The sequence below is a fragment of the Pseudomonas entomophila genome, assembly GCF_013523165.1.
GTDB classification, from domain to species: Bacteria; Pseudomonadota; Gammaproteobacteria; order Pseudomonadales; family Pseudomonadaceae; genus Aquipseudomonas; species Aquipseudomonas entomophila_A.
In genome coordinates, this window is sequence record NZ_JAAMQI010000024.1 from 44,016 (window position 1) to 63,475 (window position 19,460).

Consider the following 19,460-nt stretch of genomic DNA (forward strand, 5'->3'; position numbering starts at 1 on the left):
GACCATGTTCAAATATATCGGCGACGTCGTAAAAGGCACCGGTACCCAGCTGCGCAGCCTGGCCATGGTGTTCTCCCACGGTTTCCGCAAGCGCGACACCCTGCAGTACCCCGAAGAACCCGTGTACCTGCCGCCCCGCTACCGCGGCCGCATCGTGCTGACCCGCGACCCTGACGGTGAAGAGCGCTGCGTGGCCTGCAACCTGTGTGCGGTGGCCTGCCCGGTCGGCTGCATTTCGTTGCAGAAGGCCGAAACCGACGATGGCCGTTGGTACCCGGAGTTCTTCCGCATCAACTTCTCGCGCTGCATCTTCTGTGGCCTGTGCGAGGAAGCGTGCCCGACCACCGCGATCCAGCTCACCCCGGACTTCGAAATGGCCGAGTTCAAGCGTCAGGATCTGGTCTACGAGAAGGAAGATCTGCTGATCTCCGGCCCAGGCAAGAACCCTGACTACAACTTCTACCGCGTCGCGGGCATGGCCATCGCCGGCAAGCCGAAAGGTGCCGCGCAGGACGAAGCCGAGCCGATCAACGTGAAGAGCTTGCTCCCATAAGGACAGACAGATGGAATTCGCGTTCTACTTCGCATCCGGGATCGCCGTGGTCTCCACCCTTCGGGTGGTGACCGGCACCAACCCCGTGCACGCCTTGCTCTACCTGATCATTTCGTTGATCTCCGTGGCGATGATCTTCTTCTCGCTGGGTGCGCCGTTCGCCGGTGCCCTGGAAGTGATCGCCTACGCTGGCGCCATCATGGTGCTGTTCGTTTTCGTGGTGATGATGCTCAACCTGGGGCCGGCTTCGGTGGCCCAGGAGCGCGGCTGGCTCACCCCCGGGATCTGGGCCGGGCCGGTATTGCTGGGCGCCCTGCTGTTGATCGAGCTGCTCTACGTGCTGTTCGTCAACCCGAGCAATGCCGCCATCAGTGGTACCACGGTCGACGCCAAGGCGGTCGGCGTCAGCCTGTTCGGGCCTTACCTGCTGGTGGTCGAACTGGCGTCGATGCTGCTGCTCGCCGCAGCGGTCACGGCGTTCCACCTCGGACGCAACGAGGCGAAGGAGTAACTCATGCCTGCAATCCCTCTCGAGCATGGCCTGGCAGTAGCCGGCGTGCTCTTCTGCCTGGGCCTGGTCGGCCTGATGGTCCGTCGCAACATTCTCTTCGTGCTGATGAGTCTGGAAGTGATGATGAACGCCTCGGCCCTGGCGTTCATCGTCGCCGGCAGCCGGTGGGTGCAACCCGATGGCCAGGTGATGTTCATCCTGGTGATCAGCCTGGCCGCCGCCGAGGCCAGTATCGGCCTGGCGATCCTGTTGCAGCTGTATCGCCGCTTCCACACCCTCGACATCGATGCTGCCAGTGAGATGCGCGGATGAACCTACTCTTCCTGACCTTCGTCTTCCCCCTGATCGGCTTCCTGCTGCTGTCGTTCTCCCGCGGGCGCTTTTCGGAAAACCTCTCGGCGCTGATCGGCGTCGGCTCGGTCGGCCTGTCGGCCGCCGTGGCCGCCTACGTGATCTGGCAGTTCAACGTCGCGCCGCCACCCGGTGGCGCGTACACCCAGTTGCTCTGGCAGTGGATGTCGGTGGATGGCTTCGCGCCGAACTTCACCCTGTACCTGGATGGCCTGTCGGTCACCATGCTGGGCGTGGTCACCGGCGTCGGCTTCCTGATCCACCTGTTCGCGTCCTGGTACATGCGTGGCGAGACCGGCTACTCGCGGTTCTTCTCCTATACCAACCTGTTCATCGCCAGCATGCTGTTCCTGATCCTGGGCGACAACCTGCTGTTCATCTACTTCGGTTGGGAAGGCGTGGGGCTGTGCTCGTACCTGTTGATCGGTTTCTACTACAGCAACCGCAACAACGGTAACGCCGCCCTCAAGGCCTTCATCGTGACCCGCATCGGCGACGTGTTCATGGCCATCGGCCTGTTCATCCTGTTCGTCCAGCTCGGCACCCTTGAGGTGCAACAGCTGCTGGTGCTGGCGTCGCAGAAATTCCAGGCAGGCGACACCTGGATGGTGCTGGCGACCTTGATGCTGCTCGGCGGTGCCGTCGGCAAGTCGGCGCAGCTGCCCCTGCAAACGTGGCTGGCCGACGCGATGGCCGGCCCGACACCCGTCTCGGCGCTGATCCACGCCGCGACCATGGTGACCGCAGGCGTCTACCTGATCGCCCGCACCCATGGCCTGTTCGCCCTGGCGCCGGACATCCTGCACCTGGTCGGCGTGATCGGTGGCGTGACCCTGGTCCTGGCGGGTTTCGCCGCGCTGGTCCAGACCGACATCAAGCGGATTCTCGCCTACTCGACCATGAGCCAGATCGGCTACATGTTCCTGGCCCTGGGCGTCGGTGCCTGGGAAGGCGCGATCTTCCACCTGATGACCCATGCGTTCTTCAAGGCGCTGCTGTTCCTGGCCTCGGGTGCGGTGATCGTCGCCTGCCACCACGAACAGAACATCTTCAAGATGGGCGGCCTGTGGAAGAAACTGCCACTGGCCTACGCCAGCTTCGTGGTGGGCGGCGCGGCCCTGTCGGCCTTGCCGATCCTGACCGCGGGTTTCTATTCCAAGGACGAGATCCTCTGGGAAGCCTTCGCCAGTGGCCACAGCGGCTTGCTGTACGCCGGCCTGGTGGGCGCGTTCATGACCTCGCTGTACACCTTCCGCCTGATCTTCATCGCCTTCCACGGCGAAGCCAAGACCGAAGCGCATGCGGGCCACGGGATTTCCCACTGGCTGCCGCTGGGTGTGCTGATCGTGCTGTCGACCTTCATCGGTGCCTGGATCCATCCACCGCTGGCTGGCGTCCTGCCACAAAGCGTCGGGCATGCCGGTGGCGAGGCCAAGCACTCGCTGGAAATCGCTTCGGGCGCCATCGCCATTGCCGGTATCCTGCTGGCGGCCATGCTGTTCCTCGGCAAGCGTCGCTTCGTCACCGCCATTGCCAACAGTGGCCTGGGCCGTGCGCTGTCGGCCTGGTGGTTCGCCGCCTGGGGCTTCGACTGGCTGTACGACAAGCTGTTCGTCAAGCCGTACCTGCTGATCAGCCACCTGTTGCGCAAGGACCCGGTCGATCGCGGCATTGGCCTGATCCCGCGCCTGACGCGTGCTGGCCACGTGGCCATGAGCAAGACCGAGACTGGCCAACTGCGCTGGTACACCGCTTCGATCGCCGTGGGTGCCGTGTTGGTGCTCGGCGCCGTGCTGATGGCGGCATGACCATGAACCTTGCGACTCTGCGAAAGGAAACGAACCCGTCATGATTCTGCCTTGGCTGATCCTGATCCCCTTCATCGGCGGCTTCCTGTGCTGGCTGGGCGAGCGCTTCGGCGCCACCCTGCCACGCTGGATCGCGCTGCTGACCATGTCTCTGCTGCTCGGTATCGGCCTGTGGCTGTGGGGCACCGGTGACTTCACGCTGGCCCCGGCCCCGGGCGTCGAGCCGACCTGGGCCCTCGAGTTCAAGGTGCGTTGGATCGAGCGCTTCGGCATCAGCATCCACCTGGCCCTCGATGGTCTGTCGCTGCTGATGATCCTGCTGACCGGCCTGCTCGGTGTGCTGTCGGTGCTGTGCTCGTGGAACGAGATCCAGCGCCACGTCGGCTTCTTCCACCTCAACCTGATGTGGATCCTGGGCGGCGTGGTCGGGGTGTTCCTGGCCCTGGACCTGTTCCTGTTCTTCTTCTTCTGGGAAATGATGCTGGTGCCGATGTACTTCCTCATCGCGCTCTGGGGTCACAGCTCGGCCGACGGCAAGAAGACCCGCATCTACGCGGCGACCAAGTTCTTCATCTTCACCCAGGCCAGCGGCCTGATCATGCTGGTGGCGATCCTGGCGCTGGTGCTGGTCAACTACGGCAACACGGGTGTCATCACCTTCAACTACAGCGACCTGCTCAAGGCGCAGTTGCCGGCCGGCACCGAGTACCTGCTGATGCTGGGCTTCTTCATCGCCTTCGCGGTGAAGCTGCCGGTGGTGCCGTTCCACTCCTGGCTACCGGACGCCCACGCCCAGGCCCCGACCGCCGGTTCCGTGGACCTGGCCGGTATCCTGCTGAAGACGGCGGCCTACGGCCTGCTGCGCTTTGCGCTGCCGCTGTTCCCGAACGCGTCGGCCGAGTTCGCGCCCATTGCCATGACCCTCGGACTGATCGGGATCTTTTACGGGGCCTTCCTGGCCTTCGCGCAGACCGACATCAAGCGCCTGATCGCGTTCTCCAGCGTCTCGCACATGGGCTTCGTGCTGATCGGCATCTACTCCGGCAGCCAGCAGGCGCTGCAGGGCGCCGTGATCCAGATGCTCGCCCACGGCGTGTCCGCTGCGGCGCTGTTCATCCTCAGTGGCCAGTTGTACGAGCGTCTGCACACCCGTGACATGCGCGAGATGGGTGGCTTGTGGCACCGGATCGCCTACCTGCCGGCCATCAGCCTGTTCTTCGCCGCTGCGTCGCTTGGCTTGCCAGGCACCGGCAACTTCGTCGGCGAGTTCCTGATCCTGATCGGCAGCTTCGCCAGCGTGCCGTGGATTACGGTGATCGCCACCACCGGCCTGGTGTTCGGTTCGGTGTACTCGCTGATCATGATCCACCGGGCCTACTTCGGTCCGGCCAAGGCCGACACGGTGCTGGCCGGGATGAACGGGCGCGAGCTGGCCATGATCCTGAGCCTGGCGGTGCTGCTGATCCTGCTGGGTGTCTACCCGCAGCCGTTCCTCGACACCTCCGCCGCCACCATGAGTGGCGTGCAGCAGTGGCTTGGCTCCGCTTTCACTCAACTCGCTTCGGCCCGGTAAGAGCGCTATGGAATTCACCACTCAACACTTCATCGCACTGGCGCCGATGCTGATCACCACCGTCACCACGGTGGTGGTGATGCTGGCGATCGCCTGGAAGCGCAACCATTCCCAGACCTTCCTGTTGTCCACCATTGGCCTCAACGCGGCCTTGCTGTCGATCCTGCCGGTGTTGAAGGTCGCGCCGCTGGCCGTCACGCCGCTGCTGACCATCGACAAGTTCGCCTGCCTGTACATGGCCCTGATGCTGGTGGCGACGCTGGCCTGCGTCACCCTCGCCCATGCTTACCTGGGCGAAGGTGCACAGGGCTACCCGGGCAACCGCGAAGAGCTGTACCTGCTGCTGCTGATGTCTGCCCTGGGCGGCATGGTTCTGGTCAGCGCCAACCACATGGCCGGGCTGTTCATCGGCCTGGAGCTGCTGTCGGTACCGGTCTACGGGCTGGTCGCGTATGCCTTCTTCAACAAACGCTCCCTGGAAGCGGGCATCAAGTACATGGTGCTGTCGGCCGCCGGCTCGGCGTTCCTGCTGTTCGGCATGGCACTGTTGTACGCCGATGCAGGCAGCCTGAGCTTCGAGGGCGTGGGCAAGGTCCTGGCCACCACCGGCATGCCGACGCTGCTCGCGCAGATGGGGCTGGGCATGATGCTGGTCGGTCTGGCCTTCAAGCTGTCGCTGGTGCCGTTCCACTTGTGGACGCCGGACGTCTACGAAGGGGCCCCTGCTCCCGTCGCGGCCTTCCTGGCAACAGCCAGCAAGGTGGCGGTCTTCGCCGTGGTGGTTCGTCTGTTCATGCTGTCGCCTGCGGCCAGCAGTGGTGTGCTCAGCACCGTACTGGCCGTGATCGCGGTGGCGTCGATCCTGGTAGGCAACCTGCTGGCGCTGACCCAGAGCAACCTCAAGCGCCTGCTCGGTTACTCGTCCATCGCCCACTTCGGTTATCTGCTGATCGCACTGGTGGCGAGCAAAGGCCTGGCCAACGAGGCGATCGGGGTCTATCTGGTCACCTATGTCGTCACCAGCCTCGGCGCCTTCGGGGTGATCACCCTGATGTCTTCCCCGTACAAGGGCCGTGACGCCGATGCGCTGTACGAATACCGCGGCCTGTTCTGGCGCCGTCCGTACCTGACCGCCGTGCTGACCGTGATGATGCTGTCGCTGGCTGGCATTCCGCTGACCGCAGGCTTCATCGGCAAGTTCTACATTATTGCCACGGGTGTGCAATCGCAATTGTGGTGGTTGACCGGTGCACTGGTCGTAGGCAGCGCCATCGGCGTCTACTACTACCTCCGGGTGATGGTGACCTTGTACCTGAACGAACCCAACTTGCGCCGCCACGATGCCCCCTTGCGTTGGGAGCAGCGTGCCGGTGGCGTGATGTTGCTGGGCATCGCCATTCTGGCATTCGTGCTCGGGGTCTATCCGCAGCCATTGCTGGAGCTGGTTCAGCAGGCTGGCTTGCCCTTGATCGGCTAAGCCACTGATGCACAATGACACCCCGCCTCGGCGGGGTGTTTTGTTTTGGGCCGGCTAAACCGGGGACGGTTTACGTCGGCATACCCTTCACGCAGACTCGTTCAGAGGTGGCCACCGCGCGACGCAGTTCACTGGTCGCCGAGGGAAGGTGCACGTCGGGATTGGGCATGCCGCTGGGCGACAGCTCGTGGGTCATCTCGAATTCGGCGCGTACCGACCAACCACAGGCCTCCAACGTGCATTGCAGGTAAGCGACGCGCAAAAAGACGTGCCGGCCTTCGCTGGTACGAATGCGCATGCGGCTTTGGCAGTGAGGGCAAACCAACTTGTACGTGCTCATGCGCACCTCCCGGCTTGGGCATCTGTACGCCTGGCCTTGCCCATCCAGGCACGTCCAGCGGATAGATAAGCTGAAAAGTTAAATTGACCAAAAATCAATAGTTCAAATGGTTTTGTACTGTAGGATTTAATCCGCAGTCTTACAGTCTTTTTCATAATGTCGTTTCAATACCTCATGGGCTGAGTAGGTTCCAAATTCATATTCGTTGTGAATAGTTTACGCACTATAAATGTGTCAAAACCAGCCATGGATACTTGAAATGAGTAATGACGCGTTGTCCGACATCTTGGAACGACTCAAACAAATTACCGCTTGCCAGACAGATTCGGCTTTATCACGTGCACTTGGCATCAGCCCACAGACCTTGAGCAGTTGGAAGGTTCGGGCGAGCGTGCCCTATGCACTATGCGTAGAGCTGGCCATACGTCATGATCTTTCGCTGGATTGGCTGCTGCTGGGCAAGGAACCGCGATTGCCGCCCTCTTCACCCGCCGAGGCCCGATCACGTATCGAGGATGAGCCAACCGCGCACCTGCTCGAACGTCTGCGCCTGCTCGAGCCGGCAGACTTGCAGGCCATCGCTTCGAGCGTCGATGACAAGCTGCGCTTGCGTCAGCTCGAGCGGCAACTCGAGGCCTTGACCCTGCAAAGAGTGCACGATGCCTGACTCATCCCTTGCGCCAACGCTGGAAAAGGTCACGCAAATCTGCAGTGTCCAGCCACACCATGATCTTGACGCTGATGGGTATTACCACCACAGCTGCGACGAATGCCGCCATGCCGCTGGATAACAGAGGCGCCAATGCTTCCACCAGGGGTGTGAACAGATAACCCACGCCGGCTGACATCATCAGGGAGCCGACCTGCTGCCATGCCTTGAGTCGCTTGCGCGAACTGATCATCATCCAGGCCTTGACGCGGTGCCTTGAGCTGCTGACCAACCAGGCGCCAAGCACCGCCCCGAACAGGGCATTGCCGTCGAACCCTGTCACGTTGACCAAGGTCTGGGCCGTCTCGAAGGTCCGGGCGGCCTGTTCCGAATCGCTATTCATGACGTCATCCCCACTCTTCAGTGCGCCGAACTCCAACGTTGCCTTACCAGGCTCGACCGCAGCCGATTGCGTGTCTCCAGCACCACGCACTGCCAGTAGCAATGGGTCAATCGTCGCCCTGCCGCGTGACGGTCAAGATCCTGCAAGCGCTGGATGCCACGGGCACGCAAGCGGTGACGCCATTGCGCGAACGCGTCGGCGGCCACCGAGACGGCCGCGTACGCTGCCACCTCCAGTCGCGCCTCGCTGACGTGGGCTGACAGCCTCAACGCGTGACGCAATGCGGCCAGTGAAACGCGTGGCCAGAACGGATCGTGACATCCCACCAGCCGTTGCGGGCCGGTGACTGCTGCGTACGTCTCATCAATGTGCATGATGCGTGGTCTCCGTCCTTCAGTCTTTGAGCATGCCGTAGCGCAGGGCCTTGATCACGGCGGCGATTCGCGTGGTGACGGAGAACTTGCGCAGGATGTTGCCGATGTGAAAATTGACCGTGCATTCCTGGCAGCCCAGGATCTGGCCGATTTCCCACGAGGTCTTGCCATAGGCACACCAGAGCAGTACCTGCTCCTCACGTGGGGTCAGTTTGATCGGACAGGCGTCCGTCTCGGTCTGGGGTGTCAGGGGGCGAACGTGTGATGACATGGCAGCGTCCTCGTCAAGGTAATTAAGGCCGGTCAGACCTGGCTCGAATGGGCATGCACTCACCTTAAGCAATGCAGCCCTTCCTCCCTAGCGAAGCAATTTGTAAAACACTGCGGTACAAGACCAGCCTGAATGTGCGTCCGAGAAACCACGACGCAGACGTGCTCCGAATCCCTCGGCCAGCGTCTGATGCCCATCGCCTTCTTTTCTTGCCCCTGGAGTCCGTCATGCGTCCGGTCCTGATCTTCCCTCCTGCCCTCAGTGTGCTGGGCCTCATGGCTTCCAGTGGCCTGGCGGCGGCGCAGCCGCCCTTGGAGCTGGGCCAGGTGTTGATCGAGGACCAGCGTCAGAGTGAGGTAGACGCCGCACGTGAGCGTCTTCAGGCAGTGCCTGGCGCAGTGCGCGTGATCGACCTGCAGGAGGTGTCGCAAGGCAGGGTGGCCAGCAACCAGGATGTCCTGGCCTACCAACCGGGCGTCTTTGCCCAGTCGGCCGGCAATGACGGCATCAAGCTGTCCATTCGCGGCTCCGGCATCAATCGAGCGCCTGGCGCGCACGGCTCAGGGGTCTACACCCTGTTCGACGGCCTGCCGCTGACCGGTCCAGGGGGGACGCCGTACGAACTGTTCGAACCGCTCTGGTTGAGCCGCGCAGACGTTCTGCCGGGCGCCAATGGGTTCGAGCTCGGTTCGCTGGCCCTGGGCGGTGCGATCAACTACGTCACCCACACAGGCTACGATGCGGCGCCGCTGCAGGCGCGCTACGAAGTGGGCAGTCGCGGCTATGCGCATCGTCAGCTCAGCTCAGGGCAGGTCCTGGGCAACTTCGATTACTACGTGGCCTTGACCGACGCCGAGTACGACGGCTATCAGCGGCACACGAGCGGACGCTCCAAGGGGCTGGCCGCCAATGCGGGTTACCGTTTCAACACCAACCTGGAAACGCGCTTCTACCTTCGCTATCGCGAAACCGACAACGACCTGGCCGGTCGCCTGACCAAGGACCAGATCAGGCACGATCCGCGCGCAGCCAACCCGGTCTACCTGCGCCGCGACGCCAGCCGCCCGCAACCGGGCAGCACGTGGCTGGCGAACAAGACCACACTGTACTTCGACGACGAGTCGCGCTTGGAAACCGGGCTGGTGTACCACGACTACCCCATGGACTTGCGCGAGGGGGCCAATCGGCTCAAGGTCGCCTACACCGACGTGAGCGGCAGCCTGGCCTATCACCGACGCGACACGGTGTTCGACCGCGAGAGCAAGACCACCCTGGCCTGGCGCACCACCAAGCACCTGCCCAACAGTGGCGCCTCCGAATTCGTGCGCGTACCCGAGGCCGGCAATGGCTTCAGGCCGATTGGGACGCGCACCCGTGATTTCAGCTACCAGGGCTCGGACACGGTCCTGCGCCTGAGCAATGAACTGGAACTGCTGCCGGACCTGTGGCTGACCAGCGGCGTGGCAGCGATCTACACGCGTCGGGAAAGCGCGGTCAGCTACCCGCGAGACGGCGGGAAGGTCAGCCAGCACGATTGGGATTACGCGCCGCGCCTGGGGTTGCGCTATGACCTGACGCCCGACATGCAGGTGTTCGGCAATCTCAGCCGCTCGGTCGAACCGCCCCACCCGTGGTCGCTGATCTGGAGTTCACCGGCCATCGGTGGCCGTCAGATCCAGCCCATCGCCATGCAGAACCAGACGGCCACCACCCTGGAGCTGGGTGCACGCGGCAACGCGGCGCTCGGGCGCTGGGACCTGGCCTGGTACTACGCGCGGGTGCGCCACGAGCTGCTGGCCGTGGAGATCACGCCGGGTGTGACACCGTCCGAGTTCAACGCGAGCGGCACCGTTCACCAAGGCGTGGAGGCCAGCCTCGTCAGTCGGCTGTGGGAAGCCTCCGACCGGGGTCACCTGGACCTGCGCCAGGCCTACACTTTCAGCGACTTCCATTACCGGCACGATGACCGCTTTGGCGACAACCGACTGCCGGGCCTGCCGATGCACTACTACCAGGCCGAAGTGCGTTATGACTGGCCGAGCGGGCTATATGCCGGCGTCAATACGCAGCTGGTGTCCAAGGTGCAGGTGGATTATGCCAACAGCTACCAGGCCGATGCGTACGCATTGTTCGGCGCACGCCTGGGCTGGGACTCGCCCAAGCGGGACTGGCAGAGCTGGCTGGATGTGCGCAACCTGGGCGACCGTCGCTACGCGGCCACGGTCACGCCAGGCTATGACGACAGGGGCGCCGACCTCGCCCGTTCGACACCCGGTGAGGGCATGGGCGTCTATGCGGGCGTGGCCTACAGCTGGCGCTGAGCCTCAGGAGGGCAGCTGGATCTGCGATTTGCTCGACGCGAAGATCGCCCAGCTGGAAATGAACAGCGCGGCGATCAGCGGGCCGATGACGAAGCCATTGAGGCCGAAGACTGCCATGCCGCCCAGGGTGGAGATCAGGATGAGCCAGTCGGGCATCTTGGTGTCTTTGCCTACCAGCAGGGGGCGCAGCAGGTTGTCCACCAAGCCGATCACCAGCACCCCGAACGCGGTCAGCACGATGCCTTGCCAGATCGCACCGGTCATCAGGAAGTACACGGCCACGGGTGCCCAGACGATGCCCGCCCCGACCGCTGGCAGCAGCGACAGGAACGCCATCAGCACGGCCCAGACCAGGGCGCTGGGGATATCCAGAATCCAGAAGATGAAGCCGCCCAGCGCCCCTTGCGTGACGGCGACCATCAGGTTGCCCTTGACCGTGGCACGCACGACGCGGCTGAACTTGAGCTGCAGTCGACGCTTCTGTTGCTCGGGCAGCGGGACGGCCAGACGAACCTTGCGGGCCAGTTCGGCGCCTTCACGCAGGAAGAAGAACAGCAGGTAGGTCATCACGCCGAAGCCGACCAGAAAGTCGAACGTGCCCTGGCCGAAGCTGAACACCTGGCTGGCAAAGTATTGACTGCCCTGCATCGCGCCGTGGGAGATCTTGTCGCGCAACCCGTCGAGGTTACCCATGCCCATGCGATCGAGCGTGTTTTGCGCGAACGCTGGCAGCATGTCCTTGCCGTGCTCCAGGTAACCGGCCAGGTCCAGCTGTCCGCCCTGGATGCGTTGGTACAGGGTCGCGCCCTCTTGCACCAGCAGGGCACTGATGACGATCACCGGCAGCACCGCGATCAACAGGCAGATGGCCAGGGTGGCGCCTGCTGCCAGGTTGCGACGGCGCCCGAAACGCAACAGCAGCTTGCGTTGCAGCGGTGCGAAGATGATACCCAGGGTCACGGCCCAGAAGACGGCGGCGTAGTACGGCAGCAGAATCCAGACAAAGGCGATCGTGACCAGGGTCAACAAGACGGCCAGCGCCTTGTTTTGAAGTGCAGTTTCGTTCATGGAGGTTCCTCGTGAGCTCAGACATTAGTGCGCGCGCCTCCGGCAAAGTGCCATGCCTGAGTTGACGCACGTCAATATTCCCGAGCCCGCCCACCGCTAGCATTGGCGCCTTTTGCGCGGTGCCCCATGACCCTGTTCGCCAAACCTGAATTGCTGGCGCCTGCCGGCTCCCTGAAGACGCTGCGCTACGCGTTCGCGTACGGCGCCGATGCCGTGTACGCCGGTCAGCCGCGCTACAGCCTGCGTGTACGCAACAATGCCTTCGACCTTGCCACCCTGGCCCAGGGGATCGGTGAAGCCCATGCCTTGGGCAAGCGCCTGTACGTGGTGATCAACATCGCGCCGCACAATGCCAAGCTCAAGACCTTCCTGAAAGACCTGGAGCCGGTGATCGCCATGGGGCCTGACGCGCTGATCATGTCCGACCCCGGCCTGATCATGCTGGTGCGCCGACACTACCCACAGATGCCGATACACCTGTCGGTGCAGGCCAACACGGTGAACTGGGCCAGCGTCGAGTTCTGGGCCGGTCAAGGCGTGCAACGGGTGATCCTCTCGCGCGAGCTGTCGCTCGAGGAAATCGAGGACATCCGTCAGCAGGCGCCGGGCATGGAGCTGGAAGTCTTCGTGCATGGCGCGTTGTGCATGGCCTATTCCGGACGCTGCCTGCTGTCGGGCTATCTCAACCGGCGCGACGCCAACCAGGGCGCCTGTACCAATGCCTGCCGCTGGAAGTACGACGCCGCTCCGGCCAGCGAAACGCTGGGTGGCGAGATGGTGCACACGGTCGAGCCGACCCTGGGCATCGGCACGCCGACCGGGCAGGCGTACCTGCTCGAAGAAAGCGGCCGACCTGGCGAATGGATGCCGGCCTTTGAAGACGAGCATGGCACCTACATCATGAATGCCAAGGACCTGCGTGCCATCCAGCACGTCGAGCGTCTGGCGCGCATGGGCGTGCACTCGTTGAAGATCGAAGGCAGGACCAAGTCGCATTTTTATTGCGCCCGCGCCGTGCAGGCCTACCGCAAGGCGATCGATGACGCCGCAGCGGGACGCCCCTTCGATCGCAGCCTGATGGGGGACCTGGAATCCCTGGCCAACCGAGGCTATACCGAAGGCTTCCTGCGTCGTCACGTCCATGATGAGTACCAGAACTACCAGCGCGGCCAGTCGGTGTCCCAGCGCCAGCAGTTCGTGGGCGAACTGACCGGCGCGCGGATCGACGGCTGGGCCGAGGTCAGGGTGAAGAACCGGTTCGCCGTGGGCGATCACCTGGAGCTGATGACCCCTCAGGGCAACTACCCTTTCGAACTGCAGCGTCTGCGTGACCCACGGCAGGCCCCCCTCGAGGTGGCGCCAGGCGATGGGCATGTGGTGTTGATCCCCGTCCCCGAACAGGTGTCGCTGGAGCATGGGTTGCTGCTGCGCGACCTCGACGTCGAACAGCCCATCGAATGACAGGCTGGGTCATGAGGCGTCACACCTCATCACCCAGCGCGGCGTTCGCCACCTGCTAGAGTCACCACTTCCTACATGATCTGGCTCGAGGTACTCATGCTGCGCGCTACCGTCCTGACCCTGGCCTGCCTGGTCGGCAACCACGCTTTCGCTGATCAGCCGTCGTCTTATGGCCAGCAGCTCGAAGGCTTCGATTACCCGCATCCCCTGCGGCACTTCGAGTTCTCTTCGCAAGGTCAACACCTGCAGATGGGCTACATGGACGTGCCCGCAGCCGGCAAGGCGAACGGGCGTACCGTCGTGCTGCTGCATGGCAAGAACTTCTGCGCCGCGACCTGGGAGGGCACGATCGACAGCCTCAGCCAGGCCGGTTATCGCGTCATCGCGCCGGACCAGATCGGTTTCTGCACCTCGAGCAAACCTCGCCATTACCAGTTCAGTTTCCAGCAACTGGCCCTCAACACCCAGGCCTTGCTCGACACGTTGAACGTGAAGCAGGCCATCGTGCTGGGCCATTCCACCGGCGGGATGCTGGCGACGCGTTACGCATTGATGTACCCCGACAAGGTCGAACGCCTGGCCATGGTCAACCCGATCGGGCTGGAGGACTGGAAAGCCCTGGGTGTGCCTTACCGAAGCGTGGACCAGTGGTATGCGCGTGAACTCAAGGTCAGTGCCGACGGGATCCGTGAATACGAGCGCAAGACGTACTACGCGGGGCGCTGGAAACCGGAGTACGAACGCTGGGTGCAGATGCTCGCTGGCCTCAACAGCGGCCCGGGGCATGAGGCGGTGGCCTGGAACTCCGCCCTGCTCTACGACATGATCTTCACCCAGCCGGTGGTCTACGAGTTCAAGGACCTGTCGGTGCCGACCTTGCTGCTGATCGGCGACAAGGACACCACGGCGATCGGCAGCGACGTGGTCGAGCCGGCGTTGAAGGCGACCTTGGGCCGATACGCGGTGCTTGGGCCTGCCATCAGCCAGCAGATACCCCGTGGTGAACTGATCACCTTCGAAGGACTGGGTCATGCACCGCAGATCGAAGCGCCGGAGCGTTTCCACCAGGCCTTGCTTGGGTGGCTTGGCAAGGCGTTGCCGTGACCTTCATGCTGCCGACGCGCCTGGGCGGCCTCAGCCATAGCGCTCCAGCTGCATTTCGCGCAAACGGCTCAGGGTGCGCTGGAAGGCGAAGCTCAGGTAGCCTTCGGGGTACAGCGCTTCGAGCGGAACGTCGGCCTCGAGGTACAAGGCCACGCGCCGATCGTAGCACTCGTCCACCAGTGCGATGAACCGCCTGACGCTGTCATCCTTGGCCGACAAGGACGGCAGCTGACGGTCACCGGCCTCGACACGGCTGGCGGCATCCTCGGTACCTCGGGCAATACGTGCCGGACGCTGCCGGGCGCCCAGCACGGGCACGCCCTCGAGCAGGATGGCCGCGAACCGGGTGCACAGCGCCATGAACTCGTGAGTCGCCATGGGCTGCTCGCACAGGGCATCGAACCGGCACCAGACGATCCGATCGCTGCGCCTGATTACCTCGAGGCACCGCGTCCCGAGCTGCAGCGGCTGGTCGGTTCCGGGCTGCTCGGGGTCGAGCGCGCGAAACACCGCTTCCAGAGGGCGCTCGACGGTCCCTTCGCGCACCCAGTAGCGTTGGTGTGGCTGGCCGACGCGCAGGCGATGGTCCTGTTCGCCGGCGACGGCCAGCACGTGCATGTGCTGCTCGATCGCGGCGATGGCCGGCGTGAATCGCTCGCGGTTGAAGCCGTCTTCGTACAGGCAGGAAGGCGGTTGATTGGAGGTGGCTACCAAGGTCACCCCCTGTTCGAACAGTACCTGAAACAGACGGCCCAGGATGATCGCATCGGCGATGTCGCTGACGAACAACTCGTCGAAGCACACCACCTCGACCGTGTCGGCCAACTCCCGAGCCAGCGCTGCCAAAGGGTTAGCCGTACCGTTGAGCTGGAACAGCCGCTGATGGACCCAGGCCATGAAGTGATGGAAGTGCTGGCGCCTGGCACGCAGCGGCACACCGACCACGCTGGCATGGAACATGTCCATGAGCCAGGTCTTGCCACGCCCCACCGGCCCCCACAGATAGACACCCTTGGCAGGGCGACCTGACGTCAGCGCGTGGTAGCACGCCTGCAGACCCTGCACTGCAATCCGTTGCGCCGGATCATCGATGAACCCCTCGTGATGAACGGCGCGGTCGTAGCGGCTTTGCGGATCCAAGGGCATGCGGGCAGGCTCGCGTGGGCAAACCCGCATGATACGCCATGCGCTCAGTGGGTGCTGAGGCCCACCTTCAGCAGGGCACCGTCCTTGGCGTCGGTCAGCAGGTAGAGAAACCCGTCGGGGCCGACCCGGACGTCACGGATACGTGCACCGAGTTCGCCCAGCAGACGCTCTTCATGAACGATTCGGTCACCGTCGAGTTGCAGCCGGATCAGTTCCTTGGTGGCCAGCGCCCCGATGAACAGGTCATGGTCCCAGGCCTTGAACGTCGAGCTGTCATAGAAGGCCATGCCGCTGATACCGGGCGATTTCTCCCAGACATGGTGCGGGTCTTCCATCCCGTCGACATGCTTGCCCTTGGCCTCCGGGATGGGCAGCATCGAGTAGTCGATCCCGTGGGTTGCGATCGGCCAGCCGTAGTTCTTGCCTGCCTTGGGAATGTTGATTTCATCGCCGCCACGTGGCCCATGCTCATGGGTCCAGACCTTGCCGGTCCAGGGATTGAGCGCAGCGCCCTGCTGGTTACGGTGACCGAACGACCAGATTTCCGGGCGGACCTTGTCTTGCCCTACGAAAGGGTTGTCCCTGGGGACTTCGCCGTCTGGCATGAGACGCACCAGCTTGCCCTGCAGCTTGTCCAGGTCTTGAGCCGTGGCGCGCTGGTTGTTTTCCCCGAGTGCGATGAAGAGGTGACCGTCACGGTCGAAGACCAGTTTGCCGCCAAAATGGTTACCTTCCGACAGTTTCGGCTGCTGGCGGAAGATCACGTTGAAGTCGTCCAGGTGGCGCAGGTCGCTGGACAGCTGACCACGACCAACGGCGGTGCCTGCCTTGCCATCGCTGCCTTCCTCGGCGTAGGACAGGTAGACCGTGCGGTCCGACGTGAAGTCCGGCGACAGCACGACGTCCAGCAAACCACCCTGCCCTTCCGCCCAGACGCTTGGCACGCCACTCAGCGGCGGCCCGACCTTGCCTTCAGGACCAATGACACGCAGGTCACCCGGTCGCTCGGTGACGAGGATGTGCTTGCCGTCGGGCAGAAAAGCCAATGACCATGGGTTACGCAGGCCGTCCGCCACCGTGGCGACGGTCAACTGGCCTTCCTCGCTGGGGTAGTACGCTTCGGGAAGCGCCTGGGCCAGAGCAGGCAGCAGCGTGAATGCCGCCAGGGCCATCGACCATGAATAACGGGACATGCAGGGACTCCTTTCGAAAGGCCGGAATGAACGGCAGGGCCAGCAACGGACAGTCAACGCACGGGCGTCGTGTCTCGTGGCAAGGGCGTGGGTGTGGAACGGGGCAGCTCGGTACGCGGCGCAGGACGCAGGTTTTCGCCATTGCCGATGCCGCGGTTGTCCAAGGTGGGCGGACGCGGCTGTGGCACGGTCGAGGGACCGTGAACCGGCGGCGTGGCCGGGACACTGCCTTGGCGACTGTTGGGGTTGATCCGCTGAATCGGGCTGTTGTAGGGATTGCGATCGGCAGCAGGCGTGGCGGGGGCGACTGGCGCCGCCTGGACGGACGAGACGATCAGCAGGCTGGTCAGCGCTGCCACGAGGATAGGTTTCATGCTTCGACTCCTGAGCGAAGGCTGTCGGGCATTGGAGGGCCTGAAAAAGACTAGGTTTCCTGGCGCATCGAATCCACTTGATTCTTGATATGTCCAACAGACCCTGACACCGCTCGTTCGGGGCACGCCTGGACCGGGGTCGTGCATTGCCGCCAGGTCTTTGTCACACTGCCTGCTGACTCCCTAATCAAGGCTGGCCCTCATGAAACCACGCGTTTGGCGCCACCGTGTCCTGACAGCGTTGATGGCACTCACATTGGGCGGCTGTGCGCTGTTTTCCAGGCAAGACCCGTTGCAGGTCACCGTGGTGGGCATCGAGCCTTTGCCTGGACAGGACCTGGAAATGCGCATGGCCCTGACGCTTCGCGTGCAAAACCCCAACGATCAGGCCGTGGACTTCGACGGCGTGGCACTGACGCTGAACGTCAACGGCCAACCACTGGCCAGCGGCGTCAGCGATCAGGCCGGGCACATAGGACGCTATGCGGAACAGGTAGTGACAGTCCCCATGAGCGTCGGCGCATTCGGCATGCTGCGCCAGGTCTATGCACTGGACAGGTGGCAAGGACTCGATGGCCTGCCCTACCGTGTGGAAGGCAAGGTGTCAGGGCATGGCTGGGGTACCTGGCGCTTCTCCGACAACGGCACACTGCGATGGCCTGGCGCTGCACTCGCACCTTGAGACCCGGGCATGCGTCAGCGCTTGACGTTGGACGCCGCCATCATCTTGTTGACCTCGCCACGCACCAGGTCGGCGTACTCGGGGGGATTCATGGCGTCCAGCTCTGCGCGGACCCACTCGGCCCACTTGCCCTTGCGTCGCGACTTTTCGCCGATCAGCCTGCCTGCGTCGGCCTTGGCCTTGCCCAGGTTGCTTTGCCAGAATTCGAACAGGCGGGCCTTGTGTGCTTCGATCTCTGCACGCTCGGTAAAGCTGAGATTGGCGAGGTTGAAACTCATCGTCGATCCTGCGAGTGAAAAGAAAGAGTATTTTACACCCTCATGACGATCGATCGATGCCGGGTTGCAACTTTCCGACTCAGGAAAAATCCATTAGAGATCCCATGACCTGAAGGAGAACCCCATGCCTCGAAAATCTACCGTGCACGCCGATGCCGAACAGATCAAGGATCAGGTGTTCAGCGAGCTTCAATCGCTCATCACCGAATCGGAAAAACTGCTCAACGACAGCGCCTCGATCGTCGGCGACGACGCCGACTCGCTGCGCACCCAGATCAGTGAAAAGCTGCGCCAGGCACGTGAAGCGTTGGGCGAGATGGGTAACAAGGCCAAACCGGTGGTCGAAGCCACGCAAGCCTACATTGGTGGCCATCCGTGGCAGACCGTAGCGATCTCCGCAGGCCTGGGCGTGGTCGTGGGCCTGTTGCTGGGCCGTCGCGACTGACGCCGCCTGTGCATGCGGTATGGCTCGCGGCGTAGCTCAGGCGAACGCGGGAATGCCGCTGTGAAAGCGCAGTTCGGTATCGGGGCTTGTGATCAGCTCTGCTTCTGCTTCCCTCACACGCTCGACCACCTTGGCGATGTCATCCGCTTCGCCATAGTGGTGAGCCAGCTTCAGATACCCCTCGTAATGCCTCGCTTCGCTTTTGAGCAAGCCGTGATAGAACGTACCCAGCTCATCGTCCAGATGCGGCACCAGGGCGGCGAATCGCTCGCAACTGCGTGCTTCGATGAAGGCACCGACCACCAGCGTATCGACCAGTTTGGCAGGCTCATGAGCGCGTACATGCCGACGTAGTCCTGACGCGTAACGGCCTGCCGAGACGGGCCGCAAGGCTATCTTGCGGCGCTTCATCAGGCGCAGTACCTGCTCGTGGTGCACCAGTTCTTCGCGTGCCAGGCGCGACATCATGTTGATGAGGTCAAGGTGCGCGTTGTATTTGGCGATCAGGCTCAACGCCGTGCTGGCCGCCTTGAATTCACAGTTCTTGTGGTCGATCAGCAGGGTGTCTTGATCGAGTAGAGCCGCTTCGATCCACGCATCCGGAGTGCGGCAACCGAGAAACGCATCGATGTCAGGATTCAGGTGCATGGGCGCTCCGCTCGAGTCAAGTCTTCTAGAAAGACAAAACCCCTACCTGCGTGTGCAGATAGGGGTTTTGCGAAATGAATCTTGGCGATGACCTACTCTCACATGGGGAAACCCCACACTACCATCGGCGATGCATCGTTTCACTGCTGAGTTCGGGAAGGGATCAGGTGGTTCCAATGCTCTATGGTCGCCAAGAAATTCTGTAGCCGGTGCGTCGTGATCGACGTGCCAGCAGATTCGGACATGTGATATTTGTGTGTTCGCGAACTTTCGGTTCGTGTGTCTTCACACCCAACCTGCGCTTGGCAGATTGCTTGGGTGTTATATGGTCAAGCCTCACGGGCAATTAGTATTGGTTAGCTCAACGCCTCACAGCGCTTACACACCCAACCTATCAACGTCGTAGTCTTCGACGGCCCTTTAGGGGATT

At 62.9% G+C, this 19,460-nt stretch carries 22 protein-coding genes and 2 rRNA genes; 12 read left to right on the forward strand and 12 right to left on the reverse strand.

The genetic code is table 11. The features are described from left to right. Positions 1 to 4 precede the first annotated feature (4 nt). From nuoI to nuoN, 6 genes are read left to right on the forward strand one after another with little or no spacing between them, the layout of a single operon-like run. Positions 5 to 553: an NADH-quinone oxidoreductase subunit NuoI gene (nuoI, locus tag G7Z99_RS16805; RefSeq protein ID WP_060393341.1), complete on the forward strand. Its 549-nt coding sequence runs from the start codon at positions 5 to 7 to the stop codon at positions 551 to 553. A 10-nt stretch (positions 554 to 563) separates the two neighbouring features. Beyond that, positions 564 to 1,064 (forward strand): NADH-quinone oxidoreductase subunit J, encoded by a 501-nt coding sequence (gene nuoJ, locus G7Z99_RS16810; RefSeq protein ID WP_181095765.1) that lies wholly within the window; start codon positions 564 to 566, stop codon positions 1,062 to 1,064. Between the two features lie 3 nt (positions 1,065 to 1,067). Continuing rightward, positions 1,068 to 1,376 carry an NADH-quinone oxidoreductase subunit NuoK gene (gene nuoK, locus G7Z99_RS16815; RefSeq protein ID WP_060393339.1) on the forward strand — a complete coding sequence of 103 codons (309 nt, stop codon included), beginning with the start codon at positions 1,068 to 1,070 and terminating at the stop codon, positions 1,374 to 1,376. Next, a complete protein-coding gene (gene nuoL / locus G7Z99_RS16820) occupies positions 1,373 to 3,223 on the forward strand; it encodes an NADH-quinone oxidoreductase subunit L (protein ID WP_181095767.1) in 1,851 nt (616 codons plus the stop codon). The genes nuoK and nuoL overlap by 4 nt, the downstream gene beginning before the upstream one ends. Before the next feature lie 40 nt (positions 3,224 to 3,263). Further along, positions 3,264 to 4,796: an NADH-quinone oxidoreductase subunit M gene (nuoM, locus tag G7Z99_RS16825; protein WP_181095769.1), complete on the forward strand. Its 1,533-nt coding sequence runs from the start codon at positions 3,264 to 3,266 to the stop codon at positions 4,794 to 4,796. 7 nt (positions 4,797 to 4,803) lie between these two features. Continuing rightward, the gene (nuoN, locus tag G7Z99_RS16830; protein ID WP_181095771.1) at positions 4,804 to 6,273 is read left to right on the forward strand and encodes an NADH-quinone oxidoreductase subunit NuoN; all 1,470 of its coding nucleotides are present in this window, start codon (positions 4,804 to 4,806) and stop codon (positions 6,271 to 6,273) included. A 70-nt stretch (positions 6,274 to 6,343) separates the two neighbouring features. Here nuoN and G7Z99_RS16835 read toward each other — a convergent pair whose 3' ends face one another. Continuing rightward, complete coding sequence (locus G7Z99_RS16835; protein ID WP_181095773.1) at positions 6,344 to 6,613, reverse strand: ogr/Delta-like zinc finger family protein; 270 nt, start codon at positions 6,611 to 6,613, stop codon at positions 6,344 to 6,346. Between the two features lie 259 nt (positions 6,614 to 6,872). On the opposite strand from G7Z99_RS16835, the gene G7Z99_RS16840 reads away from it, so the two are divergent. Next, positions 6,873 to 7,280 (forward strand): helix-turn-helix domain-containing protein, encoded by a 408-nt coding sequence (locus G7Z99_RS16840; RefSeq protein ID WP_181095774.1) that lies wholly within the window; start codon positions 6,873 to 6,875, stop codon positions 7,278 to 7,280. Between the two features lies 1 nt (position 7,281). On the opposite strand, the gene G7Z99_RS16845 is transcribed toward G7Z99_RS16840, so the two are convergent. Genes G7Z99_RS16845 through G7Z99_RS16855 form a run of 3 tightly spaced genes read right to left on the reverse strand, consistent with a single transcriptional unit; the run spans position 7,282 to position 8,310 of the window. Further along, positions 7,282 to 7,701, reverse strand: a complete 420-nt coding sequence (locus tag G7Z99_RS16845; protein WP_258197061.1) for a putative holin — start codon at positions 7,699 to 7,701, stop codon at positions 7,282 to 7,284. Further along, a complete protein-coding gene (locus tag G7Z99_RS16850) occupies positions 7,683 to 8,039 on the reverse strand; it encodes a head completion/stabilization protein (protein ID WP_181095776.1) in 357 nt (118 codons plus the stop codon). Before G7Z99_RS16850 ends, G7Z99_RS16845 begins: the two co-directional genes overlap by 19 nt. 19 nt (positions 8,040 to 8,058) lie before the next feature. Further along, entirely contained in the window at positions 8,059 to 8,310 is a 252-nt protein-coding gene (locus tag G7Z99_RS16855) for a helix-turn-helix transcriptional regulator (RefSeq protein WP_181095778.1), read from the reverse strand. A 227-nt stretch (positions 8,311 to 8,537) separates the two neighbouring features. On the opposite strand from G7Z99_RS16855, the gene G7Z99_RS16860 reads away from it, so the two are divergent. After that, positions 8,538 to 10,631, forward strand: coding sequence for a TonB-dependent receptor family protein (locus tag G7Z99_RS16860; RefSeq protein ID WP_181095781.1), 2,094 nt, complete (start codon positions 8,538 to 8,540; stop codon positions 10,629 to 10,631). Positions 10,632 to 10,634: 3 nt separating this feature from the next. On the opposite strand, the gene G7Z99_RS16865 is transcribed toward G7Z99_RS16860, so the two are convergent. Continuing rightward, on the reverse strand, positions 10,635 to 11,699 hold the full coding sequence (locus G7Z99_RS16865; RefSeq protein ID WP_181095783.1) for an AI-2E family transporter: 1,065 nt from the start codon (positions 11,697 to 11,699) through the stop codon (positions 10,635 to 10,637). 126 nt (positions 11,700 to 11,825) lie between these two features. Here G7Z99_RS16865 and trhP point away from each other — a divergent pair, with 126 nt between their 5' ends. Both trhP and G7Z99_RS16875 read left to right on the forward strand, forming a co-directional pair. Continuing rightward, positions 11,826 to 13,160, forward strand: coding sequence for a prephenate-dependent tRNA uridine(34) hydroxylase TrhP (gene trhP / locus G7Z99_RS16870; protein WP_181095784.1), 1,335 nt, complete (start codon positions 11,826 to 11,828; stop codon positions 13,158 to 13,160). A gap of 96 nt (positions 13,161 to 13,256) precedes the next feature. Then, the gene (locus G7Z99_RS16875; protein WP_181095786.1) at positions 13,257 to 14,264 is read left to right on the forward strand and encodes an alpha/beta fold hydrolase; all 1,008 of its coding nucleotides are present in this window, start codon (positions 13,257 to 13,259) and stop codon (positions 14,262 to 14,264) included. A 30-nt stretch (positions 14,265 to 14,294) separates the two neighbouring features. Here the strand turns inward: G7Z99_RS16875 and zapE are convergent, their stop codons facing one another. From zapE to G7Z99_RS16890, 3 genes are read right to left on the reverse strand one after another with little or no spacing between them, the layout of a single operon-like run. Continuing rightward, positions 14,295 to 15,410 (reverse strand): cell division protein ZapE, encoded by a 1,116-nt coding sequence (gene zapE / locus G7Z99_RS16880; RefSeq protein ID WP_181095788.1) that lies wholly within the window; start codon positions 15,408 to 15,410, stop codon positions 14,295 to 14,297. A 44-nt stretch (positions 15,411 to 15,454) separates the two neighbouring features. Next, on the reverse strand, positions 15,455 to 16,603 hold the full coding sequence (locus G7Z99_RS16885; protein WP_308812298.1) for a PQQ-dependent sugar dehydrogenase: 1,149 nt from the start codon (positions 16,601 to 16,603) through the stop codon (positions 15,455 to 15,457). A 53-nt stretch (positions 16,604 to 16,656) separates the two neighbouring features. Further along, positions 16,657 to 16,977, reverse strand: a complete 321-nt coding sequence (locus G7Z99_RS16890) for a hypothetical protein (RefSeq protein ID WP_258197062.1) — start codon at positions 16,975 to 16,977, stop codon at positions 16,657 to 16,659. A gap of 202 nt (positions 16,978 to 17,179) precedes the next feature. Between G7Z99_RS16890 and G7Z99_RS16895 the strand changes: the two genes are divergently transcribed. Then, entirely contained in the window at positions 17,180 to 17,659 is a 480-nt protein-coding gene (locus G7Z99_RS16895; RefSeq protein WP_181095790.1) for an LEA type 2 family protein, read from the forward strand. A 14-nt stretch (positions 17,660 to 17,673) separates the two neighbouring features. Here G7Z99_RS16895 and G7Z99_RS16900 read toward each other — a convergent pair whose 3' ends face one another. After that, complete coding sequence (locus G7Z99_RS16900) at positions 17,674 to 17,937, reverse strand: hypothetical protein (protein ID WP_181095792.1); 264 nt, start codon at positions 17,935 to 17,937, stop codon at positions 17,674 to 17,676. A gap of 124 nt (positions 17,938 to 18,061) precedes the next feature. Between G7Z99_RS16900 and G7Z99_RS16905 the strand changes: the two genes are divergently transcribed. Beyond that, a complete protein-coding gene (locus tag G7Z99_RS16905; RefSeq protein ID WP_181095794.1) occupies positions 18,062 to 18,382 on the forward strand; it encodes a DUF883 family protein in 321 nt (106 codons plus the stop codon). Positions 18,383 to 18,418: 36 nt separating this feature from the next. Here the strand turns inward: G7Z99_RS16905 and G7Z99_RS16910 are convergent, their stop codons facing one another. The 3 genes from G7Z99_RS16910 to G7Z99_RS16920 all read right to left on the reverse strand — a co-directional run. Then, entirely contained in the window at positions 18,419 to 19,030 is a 612-nt protein-coding gene (locus tag G7Z99_RS16910) for a tRNA-(ms[2]io[6]A)-hydroxylase (protein WP_181095796.1), read from the reverse strand. Positions 19,031 to 19,109: 79 nt separating this feature from the next. Next, positions 19,110 to 19,225: ribosomal RNA gene (rrf, locus tag G7Z99_RS16915) — 5S ribosomal RNA — on the reverse strand. A 130-nt stretch (positions 19,226 to 19,355) separates the two neighbouring features. Then, a 23S ribosomal RNA gene (locus G7Z99_RS16920) occupies positions 19,356 to 19,460 on the reverse strand; the annotation flags it as partial.